This is a genomic window from Erwinia sp. AC075, assembly GCF_979253995.1.
The window spans coordinates 3,115,257-3,133,900 of sequence record NZ_CEEDEU010000001.1; the positions used below are offsets into that span (position 1 = coordinate 3,115,257).

17 protein-coding genes, 1 tRNA gene and 2 pseudogenes are annotated in these 18,644 nt (G+C 53.7%); 9 read left to right on the forward strand and 11 right to left on the reverse strand.

The window, feature by feature from the left end; genetic code table 11:
- Positions 1–24: 24 nt before the first annotated feature.
- Positions 25–1,254, reverse strand: coding sequence for an MFS transporter (locus AC0IXH_RS14730; protein ID WP_106381771.1), 1,230 nt, complete (start codon positions 1,252–1,254; stop codon positions 25–27).
- 270 nt (positions 1,255–1,524) lie between these two features.
- Here AC0IXH_RS14730 and AC0IXH_RS14735 point away from each other — a divergent pair, with 270 nt between their 5' ends.
- Together AC0IXH_RS14735 and AC0IXH_RS14740 are read left to right on the forward strand one after the other, a co-directional pair.
- Positions 1,525–1,953 carry a DUF2946 domain-containing protein gene (locus tag AC0IXH_RS14735; protein ID WP_041692202.1) on the forward strand — a complete coding sequence of 143 codons (429 nt, stop codon included), beginning with the start codon at positions 1,525–1,527 and terminating at the stop codon, positions 1,951–1,953.
- 82 nt (positions 1,954–2,035) lie between these two features.
- Positions 2,036–3,520 (forward strand): PepSY-associated TM helix domain-containing protein, encoded by a 1,485-nt coding sequence (locus AC0IXH_RS14740; RefSeq protein WP_471720628.1) that lies wholly within the window; start codon positions 2,036–2,038, stop codon positions 3,518–3,520.
- Positions 3,521–3,565: 45 nt separating this feature from the next.
- Here the strand turns inward: AC0IXH_RS14740 and AC0IXH_RS14745 are convergent, their stop codons facing one another.
- Genes AC0IXH_RS14745 through AC0IXH_RS14755 form a run of 3 tightly spaced genes read right to left on the reverse strand, consistent with a single transcriptional unit; the run spans position 3,566 to position 7,039 of the window.
- The gene (locus AC0IXH_RS14745; protein WP_346566920.1) at positions 3,566–4,540 is read right to left on the reverse strand and encodes a nucleoside hydrolase; all 975 of its coding nucleotides are present in this window, start codon (positions 4,538–4,540) and stop codon (positions 3,566–3,568) included.
- A 9-nt stretch (positions 4,541–4,549) separates the two neighbouring features.
- Positions 4,550–5,587, reverse strand: coding sequence for a LacI family DNA-binding transcriptional regulator (locus tag AC0IXH_RS14750; protein ID WP_471720629.1), 1,038 nt, complete (start codon positions 5,585–5,587; stop codon positions 4,550–4,552).
- 57 nt (positions 5,588–5,644) lie between these two features.
- The gene (locus AC0IXH_RS14755; protein ID WP_471720630.1) at positions 5,645–7,039 is read right to left on the reverse strand and encodes an MFS transporter; all 1,395 of its coding nucleotides are present in this window, start codon (positions 7,037–7,039) and stop codon (positions 5,645–5,647) included.
- A 594-nt stretch (positions 7,040–7,633) separates the two neighbouring features.
- Between AC0IXH_RS14755 and AC0IXH_RS14760 the strand changes: the two genes are divergently transcribed.
- Entirely contained in the window at positions 7,634–8,203 is a 570-nt protein-coding gene (locus AC0IXH_RS14760; RefSeq protein ID WP_053140575.1) for a histidine phosphatase family protein, read from the forward strand.
- Here AC0IXH_RS14760 and AC0IXH_RS14765 read toward each other — a convergent pair.
- Positions 8,181–9,092 (reverse strand): LysR family transcriptional regulator, encoded by a 912-nt coding sequence (locus AC0IXH_RS14765; RefSeq protein ID WP_471720631.1) that lies wholly within the window; start codon positions 9,090–9,092, stop codon positions 8,181–8,183. The two genes, AC0IXH_RS14760 and AC0IXH_RS14765, sit on opposite strands and share 23 nt — an antisense overlap.
- 92 nt (positions 9,093–9,184) lie before the next feature.
- Here AC0IXH_RS14765 and AC0IXH_RS14770 point away from each other — a divergent pair, with 92 nt between their 5' ends.
- A complete protein-coding gene (locus AC0IXH_RS14770; RefSeq protein ID WP_471720632.1) occupies positions 9,185–10,000 on the forward strand; it encodes an SDR family oxidoreductase in 816 nt (271 codons plus the stop codon).
- Between the two features lie 37 nt (positions 10,001–10,037).
- Here the strand turns inward: AC0IXH_RS14770 and AC0IXH_RS14775 are convergent, their stop codons facing one another.
- Together AC0IXH_RS14775 and AC0IXH_RS14780 are read right to left on the reverse strand one after the other, a co-directional pair.
- Positions 10,038–10,334 carry a type II toxin-antitoxin system RelE/ParE family toxin gene (locus AC0IXH_RS14775; protein WP_471720633.1) on the reverse strand — a complete coding sequence of 99 codons (297 nt, stop codon included), beginning with the start codon at positions 10,332–10,334 and terminating at the stop codon, positions 10,038–10,040.
- Between the two features lie 8 nt (positions 10,335–10,342).
- Entirely contained in the window at positions 10,343–10,615 is a 273-nt protein-coding gene (locus AC0IXH_RS14780) for a type II toxin-antitoxin system Phd/YefM family antitoxin (protein ID WP_053140587.1), read from the reverse strand.
- Between the two features lie 234 nt (positions 10,616–10,849).
- On the opposite strand from AC0IXH_RS14780, the gene AC0IXH_RS14785 reads away from it, so the two are divergent.
- Entirely contained in the window at positions 10,850–11,584 is a 735-nt protein-coding gene (locus AC0IXH_RS14785) for an SDR family oxidoreductase (RefSeq protein WP_134823375.1), read from the forward strand.
- Positions 11,585–11,625: 41 nt separating this feature from the next.
- Here the strand turns inward: AC0IXH_RS14785 and AC0IXH_RS14790 are convergent, their stop codons facing one another.
- On the reverse strand, positions 11,626–12,561 hold the full coding sequence (locus AC0IXH_RS14790) for an AraC family transcriptional regulator (RefSeq protein ID WP_471720634.1): 936 nt from the start codon (positions 12,559–12,561) through the stop codon (positions 11,626–11,628).
- On the reverse strand, positions 12,554–13,153 hold the full coding sequence (locus AC0IXH_RS14795; protein WP_471720635.1) for a TetR/AcrR family transcriptional regulator: 600 nt from the start codon (positions 13,151–13,153) through the stop codon (positions 12,554–12,556). Before AC0IXH_RS14795 ends, AC0IXH_RS14790 begins: the two co-directional genes overlap by 8 nt.
- A 305-nt stretch (positions 13,154–13,458) precedes the next feature.
- On the opposite strand from AC0IXH_RS14795, the gene AC0IXH_RS14800 reads away from it, so the two are divergent.
- The 4 genes and pseudogenes from AC0IXH_RS14800 to AC0IXH_RS14815 all read left to right on the forward strand — a co-directional run.
- Positions 13,459–14,256 carry an SDR family NAD(P)-dependent oxidoreductase gene (locus AC0IXH_RS14800; RefSeq protein WP_471720636.1) on the forward strand — a complete coding sequence of 266 codons (798 nt, stop codon included), beginning with the start codon at positions 13,459–13,461 and terminating at the stop codon, positions 14,254–14,256.
- A 194-nt stretch (positions 14,257–14,450) separates the two neighbouring features.
- Positions 14,451–14,527: transfer RNA gene (locus AC0IXH_RS14805), tRNA-Ile, on the forward strand.
- A gap of 307 nt (positions 14,528–14,834) precedes the next feature.
- A pseudogene (locus tag AC0IXH_RS14810) lies at positions 14,835–15,429 on the forward strand (phage portal protein); the annotation flags it as partial.
- A gap of 250 nt (positions 15,430–15,679) precedes the next feature.
- Positions 15,680–15,923 (forward strand): annotated as a pseudogene (locus AC0IXH_RS14815) (transposase); the annotation flags it as partial.
- 56 nt (positions 15,924–15,979) lie between these two features.
- Here AC0IXH_RS14815 and AC0IXH_RS14820 read toward each other — a convergent pair.
- Both AC0IXH_RS14820 and AC0IXH_RS14825 read right to left on the reverse strand, forming a co-directional pair.
- The gene (locus AC0IXH_RS14820) at positions 15,980–16,960 is read right to left on the reverse strand and encodes an MAE_28990/MAE_18760 family HEPN-like nuclease (RefSeq protein WP_471720637.1); all 981 of its coding nucleotides are present in this window, start codon (positions 16,958–16,960) and stop codon (positions 15,980–15,982) included.
- A 2-nt stretch (positions 16,961–16,962) separates the two neighbouring features.
- Positions 16,963–18,144, reverse strand: coding sequence for a GmrSD restriction endonuclease domain-containing protein (locus AC0IXH_RS14825; RefSeq protein WP_471720638.1), 1,182 nt, complete (start codon positions 18,142–18,144; stop codon positions 16,963–16,965).
- Positions 18,145–18,644: the final 500 nt, after the last annotated feature.

The window sequence follows — 18,644 nt, forward strand, 5'->3', positions numbered from 1 at the left end:
AGCCGCCCTTTTGCTATCCGTCTCTTAGCGGGACTGTTCGCTCACCTTGCCGGGTGACGCCGAAATCTCCACCCCGCGCGTTTCCCTGCCGAACGCCACCAACACACAGATCAACACCGCCACGGTGCCAGCGACAATCGCCATCGCCAGGCCATAGTTGTTGCCATGCGCTTCCGCTATCGAGGATTGCAGCGTGGCATTGACTGAGGCAATCAGGTTACCCAGCTGATAAACGAAGCCTGGCAGCACCGCGCGGGTATTGGCCGGCACCAGCTCGGTCAGGTAGGTAGGCACCACGCCCCATGCGCCCTGCACCATAAACTGCATCAGGAACGCGCCCAGCCCGATCATCACCGAACCGGTTGAGAAGGCCCAGAGCGGGATCACCGGCAGCGCGAGGCAGGCGGCAATCATCATCGCTTTCTTACGGCCAATTTTCTCTGACAGCGTGCCAAAGAATACGCCACCGAGCATCGCGGCAATGTTATAGCAGATAGCGATGATGCTGACGGTATGCGGATCGAAGCCGTGCTGTACCTTCAGGAAGGTGGGATAGAGATCCTGCGTGCCGTGGCTGAAGAAGTTAAAGCAGGCCATCAGCAGTACCAGATAGACGCACAGCTTCCAGTGGCTGCGCAGCACCGGCATCAGCGCGGTGCTCTCTTTACGTTCCCGTGCCGCCAGCCACACCGGCGACTCAGGGACTTTGAAATAGATAAACGGCAGCAGCAGCACCGGCAGCGCGCCGATCAGGAACATGCCGCGCCAGCCGACGGAGGCATAGAACAGGCCGAAGATAATCGACGCCAGCAGATAGCCACAGGGATACCCCGCCTGGAAGATCCCCGACATCAGCCCGCGCGAGCGGTCAGGAATGGTTTCCATCGCCAGGGATGAGGCCACGCCCCAGACGCCGCCCATCGCAATACCGTAGATCACCCGGAAGGCGAGGAAGGTGCCGAGGGTTGGAGACCAGGCGGACAGCAATTCGAAAATCGAGAACATCAGGATGTTGACCATCAGAATGGGTCGACGACCAAACCGTTCGGCCAGGCGGCCAAACAGTAGCGCGCCAATCGGTCGCACCGCCAGCGTCAGCATGATCGCCAGCGAGACGTGCGAAATTTCGGTGTGGAAGTTGGTAGCAATATCACTCAACACGAAGACCAGTATAAAAAAGTCGAACGCGTCCAGCGTCCAGCTGGCAAAGCTGGCGAAAGCCACATTGCGCTGGGTCGAAGTCCAGTTGAACATAGGGTTATCCTGTCTTGCTGCGGCCAAGGCCCGGATATCGGGTCAAGAAATGTTAACTATTTGTTTATAGCATGTAAGTAAATAGCGATCTTCGCGTCTTTGTCAGCGCAAGATTCAAGCTGTAAACCGGCGTAACACTTCATTACCCGCCTGATAGTTAGCCGAGGTAAGGTGCTGCCGCGATGTTAATGCTTCGGCGCTAATTGTTTATTTGCTACACTCCCGCCGTGGATTTTTGACCAGGATGTTCAAGGCTTGTCGCTGATTCAGATGCACCGTTCGCCCAACCGCTTTGCGGCCTGGCTGGCGGTGGTGGCCATTTTGCTGCTGTTTATTGCTCCGGTGATTTCCAAATCCCTGGTGAGTGATGCTGCGCGTGATTCGATGATGATGCCGGGAATGGCCATGGATCATGACATGGCGATGGATGATGAGATGCCGATGGACGGCATGAACATGGCCACGATGTCGCCGCTTGAACATGCCCGCATGATGCAGCACCATCCGATGTCGATGATGGATGACAGCGCCTGTGGCTACTGCGTGTTACTGGCGCACCTGCCGTTAGATTTGACCAACTTCCCGGTGCTGTGGTCTTCACTTCAGGCCGCCAGGCTTCCCGATTCACCGCCGTTCCGCCCTGCTGTGGCACGGTTTATTCCGCAGTTTTTCCATCCGCGAGCCCCACCCACTTACTGAGCCGGTTAAACACTAAAAATATCCTGTCGTTATAGCGGCAGGCACCTGCTCATGCCTGGAAACAGGCGGATGGAAAAATATCATGTCAGAAAAAATCCTGGCGCAGTCTGCACGCGCCGAACAATCGCGCAGCTCCCTGCTGCCATTACTGCGTCGTCTGCATTTCTATATCGGGCTGTTTATCGGTCCGTTTATCTTCGTCGCGGCCTTCACCGGCGCGCTGTACGTGATGACGCCGCAGCTGGAAAACGCGCTCTACGCACATCAGCTGTTCACCGACAGCGGGGGGCCGGAACGCTCTCTTGCCGATCAGGTTCGGGTTGCTGAGTCGTTTATTGGCCCACAGGCGAAAATCACCGCCCTGCGCCCGGCGCCCGCTGCCGGGGAAACCACGCGAGTGATGTTCACCACGCCAGACGGCGGCAGTGCCACCACCGCGGTATTCGTCGATCCTCAGACCTTAGAAGTACGCGGCATGCTGAACGTTTATGGCACCAGCGGCGTGCTGCCGCTGCGCACCTGGCTGGATTATCTGCATCAGAATCTGCTGCTGGGCGACGTTGGCCGGAACTACAGCGAGCTGGCCGCCAGTTGGTTATGGGTGGCATCATTAGGCGGACTGCTGTTGTGGGCCACCAGCCGGGCGCCGGGTCGGATCAAAAAAGGCCGCCGTTCTCGCGGGCAAAGCCTGCTGCGAAGCCGCTACTGGCACAGCACGCTGGGCGTGGCGCTGCTGCTGGGATTGATCTTCTTCTCGGCCACCGGCCTGACCTGGTCGCGCTGGGCGGGCGACAATATCTCGTCGATGCGTGCCCACTTTGGCTGGCTGACGCCTGCGGTGAATACCGCGCTGACGCCAAACGCGGAAGCGGCCGATGACAGCATGCCGGGTATGACCATGCCTGCTGATGCACATGCCGATCAGGCGATGTCAGGGATGAACATGCCTGCCGATGAACATGCTGAACACAAACAGTCAGGCATGCCGATGCCGGACAATCCGGCGGCGTCGGTCAGCATCTCACCGGAACAGTTTGATGCGGTGGTGCATACCGCCCGCGCGGCGGGGATTTCAGCCGGCAAGATTGAAATCCGTCCCACCACCCGCGCCGATAAGGCCTGGACCGTCAGCGAGATCGATCGCCGCTGGCCAACCCAGGTCGACAGCGTGTCGGTCGATCCGCGCAGCTATGCCCTGCTGGATAAGGTGGAGTTTGCGCAATTTGGCCTGCTGGCCAAACTCACGCGCTGGGGCGTCGATGCCCATATGGGGGTGCTGTTTGGCCTGCCGAACCAGCTGATTCTGGCGGCTTTTGCACTGGGATTATGCGTAATGATTGTGATGGGATATCGCTTATGGTGGCTGCGCCGTCCAGTCGCCGGGCAAGGCCCGCATCCGGCAGAAACGCTGATTTATCACTGGCGACAGCTGTCGCTTAGCGGCCGTTTTGCGGTGTCGGTGTGCACCGTGGCGTTGGCGTTGAGCCTGCCGTTGATGGGCATCAGTCTGGTAGTGATGCTGGTGATTGATGCCATTCGCTGGCAGCGTGCGGTGAAGGTCGCCTGAGTCAAATGAACTGGCTCCCCGTCTTCCGCGACGGGGAGCGCAGCCTTAAGCCAGCGCTTTCTCCAGCATCGAGAGCAGCAGGCGGTTATCCACCGTTTGCAGTACGTGAACCAGTCCCGCCGTTGAAGGCTCAATCGCCACGTCGACCCGCAATGGCGGACGGTAGCGCCATGATTTCCCGCGCGTCTGTCCCGGCCGCAACTCCACATTGACGTAGTAATCCGCGGCCTTGGCCACCTGCTGATTCAGCAGCCAGGCCACCACCAGCGCATCGTGGATCCAGCAGCCCGGCAGATTGCGGGTTTGCATCGAGTAATCCATCCACGGCCTGAGCGTTTCGGTGACAAAGCGCGCCAGCGGCGTGTTCAGTCGGGCAATCCGGTCCAGATCGCTATGCGTCATCAACGTCTGGGTGGTGACGTCCATCGGCACTAAGGTGATGTTAGCACCACTGTTCAGCACCTTGTGCGCGGCTTCAGGATCGAGGCCGAAATTGGTGTCCTTGATATAGTCATCCAGCGCAAACACGCCGCCCATAATGGCGATCTCCTGCACCGCTTCCACCATCTCCGGATAGCGTTCCATCGCCAGCGCCACGTTGGTTAACGGCCCAATCGCCACCAGGGTGATCTCGCCGGGATTGGCACAAATCAGCCGGGCGATAGCATCGGCCGCGTCCTCTTCCGGTGCCACAAAGGCCTCCGGCTGACGAACGCCCTGCCACAGATGCGCCAGTTTGTTGCCGTGCACCCGATTATCCAGCGCGTCACGCCAGGGCTGTGGCGGTTCGGCCAGTGCCTGGCTCGCCCCTTTCAACACCGGAATAGTCAGGCCTAAATTTTCAATCAAATCTTTCGCTACGTTGAATCCCTGCTCGCACGGCGTGTTGCCGGCGACCGTGGTAATCAACTCGAGCGAGATATTGGGTGACCCCAGCGCAAGCGCTATGGCCAGACCATCATCAACGTTGGCACCGACGATGCCGTTTCCTGGGTCACAATCAATAATCAATCTTTTCATTTTTTATTATCATTTTTGTGCGGCGTTGCGGCTGTCGTTAAAGCAACAGCCACAGGATTCGCCTATTTCCAGCTGGTGCGCAAACTCACTCAGCTGTGCCTCGCCTTCCGGGGCTGTCAGCATTGCGATGGCCCTTTTTGCCATTTCCCCAACCGGCTGTCGCACGGTGGTTAATGAAGGGACATGAAACGCCGATTGATCCGTTCCGTTAAAACAGACCAGAGCAACCTGCTCTGGCACCGTAATGTTGTGTTCCGCCAGCGCCCGAATACAGCCAATCGCCTGGGCTTCGTTGCTGGCGAACAGCGCGCGAGGTAACGCGCCGGTTTTCAGCATTTGCTGACCGGCCTCATAGCCGCCTTCGCGGGTATAGGTTGTCGGGAATATCCACTCTGCCCGCTCGGTCACACCCGCGTCGGCCAGCGCCTGACGCCAGCCTGCAAGACGATCCTGGGTGTTAAAACGCTCCAGCGGACCGCAGATAATGCCAATGTCCTGGTAGCCGTGGCTCAACAGATGCGAGGTCACCTGACGGGCCGCCTCGCGCTCGTCCACGCGCAGAATATTCACTTTCAGACTGGGATCGACCCGGTCCAGCATCACCAGCGGCGTGCCGGTGGCCTGAATCACATCGATATAAGGGTGGCGATCGACGCTGTTATAAAACAGTCCATCGACCTGACGGCTCAGCAGATTGTTGATCAGTTCCAGCTCGCGCTGACGGCTGTCACCTGCATCGCCCAACAGCATCACCATGCCGTTGCTCAACGCTTCCTGCTGCAACGCATGGGCAAATAACGCGATAAACGCGTTGGAAATATTGGGCACCACCAGTCCATAGGTTTTCGTGGTGCCCGACGCCAGAGCACGGGCCACGCTGTTGGGCCGGTATCCGGTTTTCTTGATGGCCTCAAGCACGCGAAGCCGCGTTGCTTCCGCAACCGGCCTCGGACCATTGTTCATCACATAGCTCACCACGGCGACCGAGGTGCCCGCTTCTTTGGCGACATCGCTGCGGGTGGCACGATTTACGGTGCTTTTTACCAAATTATTGCCTTTTCCAGAGGCAAACCGCCGAGCGATCGACGGTTCGCCTGGTTCCCGTCAGATCGCGTCTTCCGGGTCATTTAAGTCTCGCCCACGGGTTTCCGGGGCAACAAACGTGGTCAGGAAGCCAATGGCCGCCATCGCCGCAAAGTAAGTGGCGATCGGCCACCAGTGGCCAGTCCATGACAACAGCGCAGCAGCAACCAGAGGAGCTGTTCCGCCAGAGAGAATCGATCCCAGCTCTTTCGCCGTCGCCATTTTAGTGTAGCGGTGATGCACGCCGAACATCTCAACGCCCCACGCCGCCTGCACACCAAAAATACCGAGTGACGCCAGACCCATACCGACAACGATAGTCGAGATCACAATCACTGGCTCACGAGAATCCAGCAACATAAAGGCCGGGAAGGCATAAAGGATCAGTAAAAGGCAGAACCAACGGTAGGTAATGCGGCGGCCAAAGCGGTCAGAAAGCCAGCCAGCGAAAGGAATAATCAGGAAGCCGAGCAGAGAGGCAAGGAACACGGCGGTGGTGGCAACCGACTTATCGACAGTCAGCACTTTCACCACGTAGCCGATGATAAAACCCTGAGCCAGATACGAAGGGCCGTTCTCACCGATACGCAAGCCAACCATCACAAAGAACGAACGGCTGCGTTTCCAGAAGCTGCGGGTATCGACCGGCAACGGCTGAGCAACGCGTGAGCTTTCACGCTGCGCCAGCAGTTCCGCTTTCTTGCGTTCAAATACCGGGGTTTCTTTCAGATGACGGCGGATCCACAGCGCCACCAGCGCAATCAGCGAGCTACAGAGGAACGGGATACGCCATCCCCAATCCTGCAGCTGCTGTTGATCCATCTGCACCACCGCCAGCCAGACCAGCGAGGCCACCAGCGTGCCGCTGTTGGATCCCAGCGCAATGATCGAGGAGACCAGACCGCGTTTTTCTGCCGGAGCATATTCACCCAGCATCACCGTGCCGCCAGACAGCTCGGCGCCAGCACCAAAGCCCTGACTGAAGCGCAACACCACCAGACAGGCCGGTGCCCACAGGCCAATCGAGGCATAGCTCGGGATAACGCCGATCAATGTGGTCGACGCGCCCATCAGAATGATGGTGGAGACCATCACCACTTTGCGGCCTTTACGATCGCCAAGCCAGCCGAAGAACAGTGCACCAATCGGTCGGGCAATAAAGCCAACGGACCAGGTGGCAAAGGTCGCCAGCAGCGCCATGGTAGGGGTGGATTCGGGGAAGAAGACGTCGCCAAAGATAATACCGGCGGCCAGACCATAGAGGGCGAAGTCCGCATATTCCATCGCGGTGCCAAGCCAACAGGAGAAGGTAGCGCGCCAAAAATCTTTACGGCCTTCTGGGGTAGTCAGGCGTTCATCTGCCGCAGAGGATGCGGAACGTGAAGCCTCATGCTGAGTGCTTTGAGGAGTGGACATGAAAGTTCCCTGAAATACAGAGTGCTAATTTGCCTTCCCTGGCGTGTCCTGAGAGTCAGGAAAAATTCGCCAGTTAGGACGCTCTTTTGCTGAGCCATGGTTAAGGTCAGAACAGGTTCCCTGGTGTTGGGAGAGTTATATTCGTTTCCCGGTCGTCGGTTTTAAGTAACCAATCGCATCCATACGGTGAAACAAAGTGACCTTCACTGGGCAGATAAGCATCATGCGTCGCGAATTTTTACTACGAGGGCTATTGTATCTACGCGCGTAGATTTTGCAATAGATCTGCGCAAATAAATTAGTGTCACTTCACATTTGGAAAGCGCGACTCCAGATAAAAGCGATAAAATACATTAACTTGAATTAATAACTTAATTTATCGCTCTGATATTGCACTACAATACACCGAATAAACTGTACTAAAGTTCAGTTTTCACTCACGTCTGACTGGCTCAGTCGTGGGCATTCTAAACGGCATATTATTGCAGTCAGATGAATCCTCGCCCATTGCCGGGCAAATCTTAAAATCAGCCCGCTTATTTGTCTTAACCTGAACGTCAGCTTACTCTTGAAAAAAACACCTGAGGGAAGGTAATGACCATAATTCTGATGCGTCACGGTAAGCCGGACCATACGGTGGGCGGCCGCTTACCGGCGCTGGCGATGACAGAGTGGTGTGAAGCCTATGATATGTCGAACGTGCAGGATGGCCCGCCGGATAAGAGTATTCGGGTGGCGGCGATGGCCGACTACGTGGTGACCAGTCCCCTTCCCCGCGCGCGCTCGTCACTGCAAAAGCTGGGGCTGGAACCGGCCTGCATCGATGCGGTATTCAGCGAAGTGTCCCTGCCTACCATGCGCCTTGCCTATCCCCACCTTCCTCCATCGCTGTGGCTTTCGTTACTGCGGCTGATGTGGCTGTGCGGCTATGCCGGCTCGGTCGAATCCTTCCAGCAGGCGGAACTGCGCGCCAGTCAGGCCGCTAACCGACTGATTTCCCTGTCGGAGCATGGCAACGTGCTGCTGCTGGGACACGGCATCATGAATAAAATGATCGCCCGCCATCTGCGCAAAGAGGGCTGGCTGGCGGAGAAACATGCCAGCAGCCGGCACTGGAGCGCGGCCATTTATCATCCGCCGGTTATTCCGCCGGGAATGCTGTAACGGGCGACTTCAGCACCTCGATAAAGGCGCTTAACGCCGCAGGCACATGGCGATGGCCAGGATAGTACAGCGCCAGCCCCGGCGAAGGCGGACTCCACTCTTCCAGAACGATTTGCAGCTTGCCGCTCTGTAGCCACGGCTCCGCCACGCTGCTCGGGACATAGGCGATACCCAACCCCTGCGCCGCCGATTCGACCATCAGTTCCAGATGATCCAGCATCAGCGCGCCCTTCACCTCCATATGCCGCTCCACGCCACGACGCGAGAACTCCCAGCGATAGAGCTTGCCGCTGGGTAAGCGGAAGCGAATACATTGATGGGTTAACAGATCGTCGGGCGTGGCGGGTTCGCCGCTTTTCGCGACATAAGCGGGCGAGGCCACGGCAATAAAGCGCAGATCGCCGCCAAATGGCACCGCCACCATATCCTGCGGCACATCCTCCAACAGCCGCACGCCGGCATCAAACTGCTCGCTGACGATATCGATCAACCGCCCTTCGGTCACCACATCCAGCGAAATGGCCGGATAGCGCTGCAAAAACAGCGGCACAACCCGCTGCAACAGCTGACGGGCAGCGCTCTCACTGGCATTGATCCGCAAGGTGCCGGTCGGCTGCTGGCGAAATGCCTCCACCGAACTGAGCGCACTCTCCAGCCCTTGCAGCACCGGCTTCAACTGGTTAAGCAACTGCTCACCGGCTTCGGTGGTCGAGACGCTGCGGGTGGTGCGGTGCAGCAACCGCACCGCCATTTTCTCTTCCAGCGCGCGCAGCATATGGCTGAGGGTGGACGGCGATAATCCCAGCTCGTCGGCCGCCTGACGAAAACTGCGGCGGGTGGCGACCAGCACAAAGGCCTGCAGCGCGGAGAGATCGGGTTTGCTATTCATGGGTAATTTTCACCAACTCATGCATGATTGGACGGATAGTAGCATCAATTCCAGCGGCGTAAGGTTACCTGACACTCAACAGGAGAAACCCCATGTCTAAAACCTGGTTTATTACCGGCACCTCATCAGGCTTCGGCCTGGAAATGACTGAACGCCTGCTGGAACGCGGCGACCGCGTGGCGGCCACCTTGCGCAAACCCGCCGTGCTGCAGACGTTGAAAGCGCGTTATGGTGAGCAGCTGTGGCTGGCGCAACTGGATGTGACCGACGCCGAAAGCGTGCGCACGGTCGTCGATCGGGCCTTTGCGGAATTAGGCCGCATTGATGTGGTGGTCAGCAACGCGGGCTACGGGCTGGGCGGCGCCGCCGAAGAGCTGGCGGATGCGCAGATTGAACGCCTGCTGGACACCAATGTGCTCGGCTCGATCCAGCTGATCCGCGCGGCCCTACCGCATCTTCGCCAGCAAGGCGGTGGCCGCATCCTGCAGCTCTCTTCGATGGGCGGGCAGATTACCTTCCCGGGACTGAGCCTTTATCACACCAGCAAATTTGCGATGGAAGGCTTTGTCGAGACGGTGGCGCAGGAAGTGGCGGCATTCAATATAGAATTCACGCTGGTTGAGCCAGGCACCGCCCAGACGGGGTTCACCCAGGGAATGGAGATGGCTGAACCGCTGGCGGCTTACGATCGGAGCCCAATGCGGCAGCTGATGGAGAACTGGCCGACCGTCGGCGAGGCGAAGAAGATGGTGCGTGAAATGATTGCCTCCGTCGATCGCTCCCCTGCGCCACGCCGACTGACGCTAGGCAGCGATGCATACACGCTGGTGCATGCCGCATTGACCGAACGACTGGCGGCGCTGGAAGCGCAGAAAGAGATCGCCTTTTCGACCGATGTGGGCCGCTGATCGGCATTTCAGAGGAACAGGCAAGTCAAAAAGCGGGTTAAGGAGAATACTTCGTGGGTTCGTCTTTCTGATGTACTACGGCCAGAATCTCAATACCGACTTTGACTACCCGGTAGAAGATTAGTTGGGAGTTGGCAGGGAAACGCAGTACGCCGGGACCGATGTCAGCGCTACGGTCCCGGCCCAATGCAGGGTTAGGGTCAAGAATATCCTGCATCGTTGTCCGCAAAGCGTTGGCAGACAGATTGGCGGTAGTCGCACCAAAATGACGATGTGAATACGCTCTTATGGCGCGGATCTGCGCCCTTGCTTGTGTGGTAAAGATGACGGTCATCCTTGAACCTATTCCCCAGCGTGTTTGATTTCTTCTTCAGTGAGGTCGCTGAACACATCGTCAATACTGTGCAACTCGCCACGTTCTGACTGGACGATCGACTCCGCAACCATCGCGCGCAGTTTCATTAGTTTCAACTGCTCATAATCGTGAAAATCTTCAATCGACATCACCACCACTTTAGGTCGGCCATTCTTGGTAATACTGACAGGCTCGCGCTGCGCTTTGCTGATGAGTTCGCCAAACTGGATTTTGGCCTCACTGGCGGTAAAGCTGTGCATACTCACATCCTTCAACAATACAACAGGTACGATTCGTACCGATTCATACCAATTTTAATGCATCGCAGCCACCCGCACCATGCCCGCTGTTAAGAAATGCGTACTTCGTCAGTTTGTTTCAGAGGAACAGGCAAGCTTCAGAGAGGCCCGGATATTCGCAGCCAGGGGATAAGGCTTTACCCTGAACTTCGCTGACGGACACGCCGTTCAGCAAGCCCTGGTAAGGAGAGTCCTGTGTCTGAACTGAACAATAAAATCGTGGCGATCACCGGTGCCAGCAGTGGCATTGGCGAAGCCACCGCCCGACTGCTAGCGGCCAAAGGCGCGCGTGTTTTGCTTGGCGCGCGCCGCACCGATCGTCTGGCGACGGTGGTTGCAGAGATCCGTGCCGCTGGCGGCGAAGCGCATTTCACCTCGCTTGACGTCACCAGCCTCAGCGAGATGGAGCGCTTTATCGCCGAAGCACAACAGCATTTTGGCGGACTGGATGTGCTGATTAACAACGCTGGCGTAATGCCGCTGTCGCCGCTTTCGGCCCGTAAAGTGGACGAGTGGGATCGCATGATTGACGTCAATATCCGTGGCGTTCTTTACGGCATTGCAGCCGCACAACCGCTGATGGAACAGCAGCAGCACGGCCATATCATCAACATTTCGTCGATTGGCGGACTGAGCGTCTCGCCAACGGCCGCGGTCTATTGTGCCACCAAGTTCGCGGTGCGGGCGTTATCGGATGGGCTGCGTCAGGAGACGGATAAACTGCGGGTGACGGTGATTTCACCGGGCGTGGTGACGTCGGAACTTGCAGACAGCATCAGCGATGACTCGGCGCGCGAAGCGATGAAAGCCTTCCGACGGGTAGCGCTGGAACCGGATGCCATCGCGCGTGCCGTGGTGTATGCCATTGAGCAACCGGCGGACGTGGATGTCAGCGAGATCGTGGTGCGTCCTACCGCCAGCCCCTACTGATCCGCTTCATGCCCGCCTTTACGGGCGGGCTTTTTTTAGACTTAGCCCGCCATCTCAATGGCCGGTTCCAGCCGCAGGATTTCTTTCATATACAGCGCTTCCTGAACCGGGCTACGACCAAAGAAGCGCTTAAACTCGCGGCTGAACTGCGAAGGACTTTCGTAACCTACTTCCGCTGAAGCCGTGGCGGCAGACATTCCGCCACGCACCATCAACAGTCGTGCCTGATGCAGCCGGGTGGATTTCAGGTACTGAATGGGTGAGCTTTGGGTCACCGTTTTGAAATGGGCATGGAAAGTAGCCACGCTCATGCCCACTTCGCTTGCCAGATCGGCCACCTCAAAATGCTCGCTATAACGGTTTTGCAGGATGTGTAATGCCCGCGCAATCTGCGCAAAATACCCCTGCTGCGCCAGCGCCGCGCGTAAGGTGCCACCCTGATCGCCGACCAGCACCCGGTAGTAAATCTCACGCACGATCCCCGCGCCCAGCACCTGGCTTTCCTGCGGCGAACTCAGCACCTCCAGCAGACGGATGACGCTGTCACCCAACGCCTCATCCAGCGGCGAAGAGAGCATGCTGACCGCGTCATGACGGCGGGGAACCGGCAATTTTAAGGTCAGCAGCAAATCGGCCAGCACCGTAAAATCCAGCCTGAGCGCCACCGCCAGCATCGGCTCATCCACGCTGGCGTCGGTCTGGCTGATAAAGGGCAGCGGTACCGCGACCACCAGAAAATGCTGAGCATCATAAACATAGACGTCATCCCCCAAATAACCGCGCTTGCAGCCCTGGCAAACGATGACAATCGAGGGTTCATACAGCACCGGCGTATGGTCCAGCGGCCTGTCGGAACGCAGCAGGCGCACATCATCCAGCGCGGACCGGGTATAGCCGTTATTGGGGGCAAGTCGGGTAATCAGCGCCGCCATTTTCTTGCGCCGTTGCTCGGTTTCCAGCGCCTGAGGTTCAGCCATGCGCATCACCGTTCAGGCCCAGCCGAAGCTTGAGCTGGCTGCGGGAATCTGCCAACAACTGCCCGGCCACCGCGTCATCCTGAATCGCTCGCGCCATCGCCATCGCGCCGATCAACTCGGCCTGCGCCGAGGAGGCCAGAGGCTGCGGCTGTGGATGCCCCATCGCCTGCAGCGAATGGGCGATCAGCGCCTGCATTTCCTGAATACCCAGCGTAAAGCGTGCCCGCGCCTCGTCCGGCAAACGGCTGGCTTCGCCCGCCAGCGAAGGCATCGGGCAATTGTGCTCCGGTGCGTTGCGGGCTTCAGGGGAAAGGTAAAGATCGATCAGGCAAGTCAGCCGCGCAGCGCCTTCCGGCAGCGGCGACAAGGCATTCAGCCGTTCGCCGGTTTCATTAAACATCCGGTCGATAACATTCGCCACCAGATCATCACGCGAGGTGAAGTGCGCATAAAACCCGCCGTGCGTCAGCCCGACGCGCTTCATCAGCGCCGCCACACCGATGCCCTCGGTGCCCACGACGCGCATGATGGCGGCCGCTTCGTCCAGGATTCGCTGACGGGTGCGTTCTTTATGGGTGATAACTTCTGACATGGGGCCTCCGGGACGGGATCGGTAATCGGCTTGCGCGGAATTGTGCAGCTGAACGCCTGAGCCAGATACAGGGAGTTTAGCTCAGCGTTTAACAAGATATGACTATCATAATAATTATTATGATCATCATATTCAATGTGGCGTTGGGCATTGCTCGCCTATCTTTATGAAAGATCTACGTTAAATTTTATGGATGGACGAGGGACGGGCTAAAACCGCCATTTTGGCGCTATTGACAGTCAATATGATGACCATCATATTAAGCCTCAACACCAAATGATAACCATCATATTCAGGAGAGCATCATGACCATTTCGAACGCATCTAAAGGCACAGCAGCGATCACCGGCGCATCGGCAGGGATTGGGGCTTTTTACGCACAACGCCTGGCACAGCGCGGCTACGACCTGTTGCTGATTGCACGCGACAAAACGAAACTTGAGGCGCTGGCCGCAAAACTCTCCTCAGATTACGGCGTGAAAGCCGAGGTGCTGGCCGCCGATCTGATCGACCAACAGGATCTGGCGCGCGTCGAACAACGGCTGAGCAGCGATGCCAACATCACGCTGCTGGTGAATAACGCAGGCATGACCGTCGCCGGCGACTTCCTGGATAACGACATCGACAGCGTACAGCGGATGATCATCCTTAACGTGCTCGCCCCTACCCGACTGGCGCATGCGGCGGCGAACGCCTTTAAAGACCGCAAACAGGGCACGATTATCAACATCGCTTCGGTCCTTTCGCTGGTGCATGAAATGTCTAACGGCGTGTACAACGGCACCAAATCCTTCGTGCTGAACTTCAGCCGTTCGCTGGAAGCGTCGCTGCAACCTCACGGCGTACGTGTGCAGGCCGTGCTGCCAGGGTTAACCCGCACCGAAATCTTCGAACGTTCCGGCCGTTCCGCCGACGAGCTGCCGGCGCATATGCTGATGGAAGTCGACACCATGGTGGATGCGGCACTGGCCGGGCTGGATTTAGGCGAGAGCGTGACCATCCCATCGCTGGAGAAATATGAAAACTGGGAAGCCTACGATGCCGCCCGCGCCGCGCTGCTGCCGGATTTATCGCTCAGCCAGTCTGCATCTCGCTATCGCTAAGGGATGTTGGGTGCGGGGAACGAGTACCCTGTATGGGGATCGCTGTGGCTTAGTGACGTAGCGGAAACCGTTGTCGGGACAAGGGTAAGGGGCGAAGAGGTTGTTATTCCACCCGTTTTCCTGGTTGGAAATTAGCCAACCGGATGATAACTGCTGGATTGCACCACCGAGTTACATTATAATCCTGCGCCTCAGGCCCCATAGCTCAGTTGGTTAGAGCACGCGACTCATAATCGCTTGGTCACTGGTTCAAGTCCAGTTGGGGCCACCAAATTTTACCTGTTAAATCAGGACATTAAGCCACCTTTTTGAGGGTGGCTTTTTTGTTGCACCGTGTCATGTCCTTTTTTTGTCCCCGCATAATTTTCGTCCTTATTTGCCGCCAATTAACACTCGATGAAACAACTGTTCAGATACAAACAACCAAAACACGCTTTCACGGGCAGTATCAACGGATACTGGTACATGCCTTCGATGAACTTCCACGGGCAGGCAAAAGGCTGTGCGGCATTGCTCACAGCCCACCTATTTACAATAGGGGCAATTTTCTGGCCTCAACCTTATCCCACACCCGATGTTTTATGAATGACTGGAAAAAGCCGCATCTGTTTTTAGCCGGCAGCGTGTTTCATCTAATTTAGCCGGACATAAATCAGGATCTTTAAGTCCCGACGGAATACCTCAGCGCGCTGAACTCCGCCTGACTGAATGAAGCGGCCACGCTATTTCGCCGCAAGTATTACCAGAACGGGGCGCACGCCGGTTACATCCTGTATATGACCGACGCGGCGCAAAGCAGCAGCGACGTTGACCGGATGCGTCAGGCGATGCGCGATAAAAAAGGGCTGGGCAACTTCCGCAACCTGTTTATGTACGTGCCAAACGGTAACCGGACGGAATCAAAATCCTGCCGCTCAGCGAAGTGGCTCCAAAGGATGATTTCTTTAACATCAAAAAGGCCAGCCGCGACGGCCTGCGAAACGCGCACCGTGTGCCGCCGCAGATGATGGGGATTATCCCCGACAACTCGGGGATGCGGTGAGGGCATCACAGGTATTTGTCAGGAATGAGCTGACACCTTTGCAGGAGCGCATGAAAGAAATTAAAGACCGGATGGAGGAAGAGGTGATCGCGTTTCGCTCCTATTCGCTTGAAATGCCCGAGGCAAACTAAGTGGTAGTCGTCCTGATGTTCTGACATTTTTCCCACTCGGACATAATCTTTGTAAACGTCCGCTTTGTGCTGTGAGTTCAACGGTTCGACGCAACGCTATCCTTAAACAAGGGGGACGTTGCTCATGAAACAGTTAACCTACGGGTATTGGTCATTAATGCAGTTGATGTTGTATTGCAATGAGTCATAAACCTCAGGTTGAGGGGTACTCATTTATAGTCGAGTAGCCACTTTTGGGGGGTAAGATCAGTTCAGCTATCCGCCGGACATCCGCAAAGCCCTACACCACAAACGCTATCGAATTGCTGAACAGTTGGATCCGGGCAGCGATTAAGAAACGCAAAGTGTTCCCGAAATATGACTCGGTACGAAAGGTTATTTATCTGGCGATCAAGCATGCGTCGAAAAAATGGAGTATACCGATACAGAACTGGCGGCTTGCAACGAGTCGTTTTATTATCGAGTTCGGTGACCGCCTGAGCGATCACTTTTAACGAGTTGGTAGTTACACAGAATTACAGATAGGCTCATGACTTCGCCTTGTTTTCGCTTACAAAAAAATATGTATGTTAGTTTTTTTCTTAGGAAGTCTGTCGCATTTTATTCCTATTTCCACATTATTATCCAATACTGAAAATTCCGCACCCACGTCATCGTCATTTAATTTCACTTCACTAAATTTTTGCGTGTAAAAATTAAAAGAATCTTCAAACACATAATCCACCCCCAAGCTTATAACCGATTCTTTATTAACTTTAGCCACAGATGCCCCAACCCTATTAAATACCTCAGTTACATTACCAATCTTGAAAGTTTTTCCAGCTAGTTGTAAAAGAATAAAAATCTCCCTTTCAACAAAGGACGTAATACTGCTAACTAATAAAAAAATTAACTCACAGTGCCGTTGGAGTATACTCTGACTCCCTATTTGCTCAGGCACACCATGTGAGGAATCATTTCTAACTTCAATGAAATTATTAAGCTCTGACTCAAACTGCTCCTTAATCCTTTCCTCACTGTCATATAAACCATACTCTTTTGCAGACATAATTAGCCAACTTTCAAGACCAGTTAACCCTAACCGGCTAAAAAGCTCAAATATAACATTAGGCCTTAAATTATTATCATGCCTTAACAATGCCTCTGCAATAAATTGATAATTAGAGACACTTTCATTAATGGCTCTATGATATTTCTCTATTAAATCCTCATGATTGAGAGAGCTAAATCTAGGTTGATCTATTCTACTCAAAACATGAGAGAACCCAATCCTATACTCCCTCTTTAGACCAGGAGATAAATCCGCATAGGTTTTGTTTTCTGACAAATAATCCAAATATGACGAAAGTATTTTTTCGATAAAGTCTTCAAAAATTGCGTATAGACGAGTTACGGCCGTAGCGTACGCGTATTGCCTTATTTTTGTCACTTTAATTTGTGATACTTTTCCCAGTCCAGAATAAATATCATTAAAAACATCCAAAACAACTATGATATCTTTTTCTGTATTATCCTTGATAACTTCGAGCATAATTATCTTCCAATTACATTGATCAATATCTGTCGAAAATCATTTACTCTTAATTCAATGTCTTTCTTAGTGCTAGCTCGCCCTGTAAAAGATGAAACACCCTTAGCATCGAAAATTTCAATTGTCTGTTTTAAAATTGATTCTTTGTTATCGATTATCAAATCGTAGTCATCTAATCGCTCGCTAAATGAAACCATTACTGCATCGTAAACCCCTTTCACTGGATGACCGTAAAAATCGCCGTTTCTATACAACCTAAAAATATCATCACCATAGATGCTATAAGCTAAAAATTGTGTTTTCAAAAATATATCTTTCAATACGTCAACGTCATTATGCGTAAATTCTTTCGTACGTATTAAATACAAATCTAAAAACCCCTGAATCCCATATTTAAAATGCTGTAAATGTCTTAAAGCAAAAAACCTCAAAATAACTTCAAGATCTTCCATTTTTTTATAAAAAGATTCCTCATAAATCTCCAATTTATGATTTATTTCCTCCTCTTGAGTAAAAACAGGAAGTCCCCATATTTTCCTAAAAAGATCATCTCTTGCAAGTATGAAAAGCATGTCATTCACCAACCCCTTACTTAAAGAGTTTCTTATTTCCTGCCTTTCAAGGCGTACTCCGCCTGTGTTTAATCTTTCAAAAACCAATTGGCGTAAAAATATTGCATCTTCTTCATCCGGAGCTGACTCTTTTAATAAAACGATTGAAGAAATAGAACGACGATCAAGGCCAGATTTAATTTTATTAGGTAGATCAGCATAATACATCCCATTCAATTCAGGCCATAAATCCAATCCGGTTAATTTAAATCGATTGTTGTAATAATCTGATATGGCTGTGATTCGCTGCTGACCATCCATTACCTCATAAGCCCCAAAAGATTTCTCGTATAAAAAAACTGGTGGGACAGGAATATTTATTATGAAGGATTCAATAAGTTTCGATTGTCTTTCCTCATCCCAGCGAGATCTTCTTTGGTAAAATGGTCTGATTTCCATATAATTTTGCCGTTCAAGCGCCTGAACGAAATTTGGCAATTTCTCATTATTCGTCTCAGTTACAATTCTATGCTCTCCTCGCTCATATTTTTCATTTATTTCACTCGCATTCATTTTTGTAGGTCTATCCTTAGGTGCAACATCCCACATTGATAATTCTGATTCAGAAAACATAAAAAACTCCTCTGTGAACGCTATTATAAACACCATTTTTACATAGTAAACATGGTGTTAGCCTACCTTACATTACATAAAGGTCAAAAAAAACAATTTTCCCATATTTTTTAGCCTTAACATCTGAAAAATATCACGAATCAAGCTATTAGATGATTTATCTTCATTGAGCACTAGACATTCATCCACACGATGATAGGGGATTGAACGAGAACAAATCTGTATTAAAGGGTCATCTAAATTTGCAATACCTAAAGTGCGCCGTTTTTTCACCGGTCTCCTACAAGTACATATTTGACTATCCTTAATGCGCTAACTCAGTGACACCTCAATCAGAGACATATTACTAACTGATGTTTGACTCACCTGACCTGACCCACTGCCCATTTTGGGTCAGGTCAGGATAGTACAATGGGGAAATTATAGAACCAATTAGAAGCAAATTAACTTCATAACTCATTGATTATAGACAATTAAAAATACAAAAGAGACAATAACGA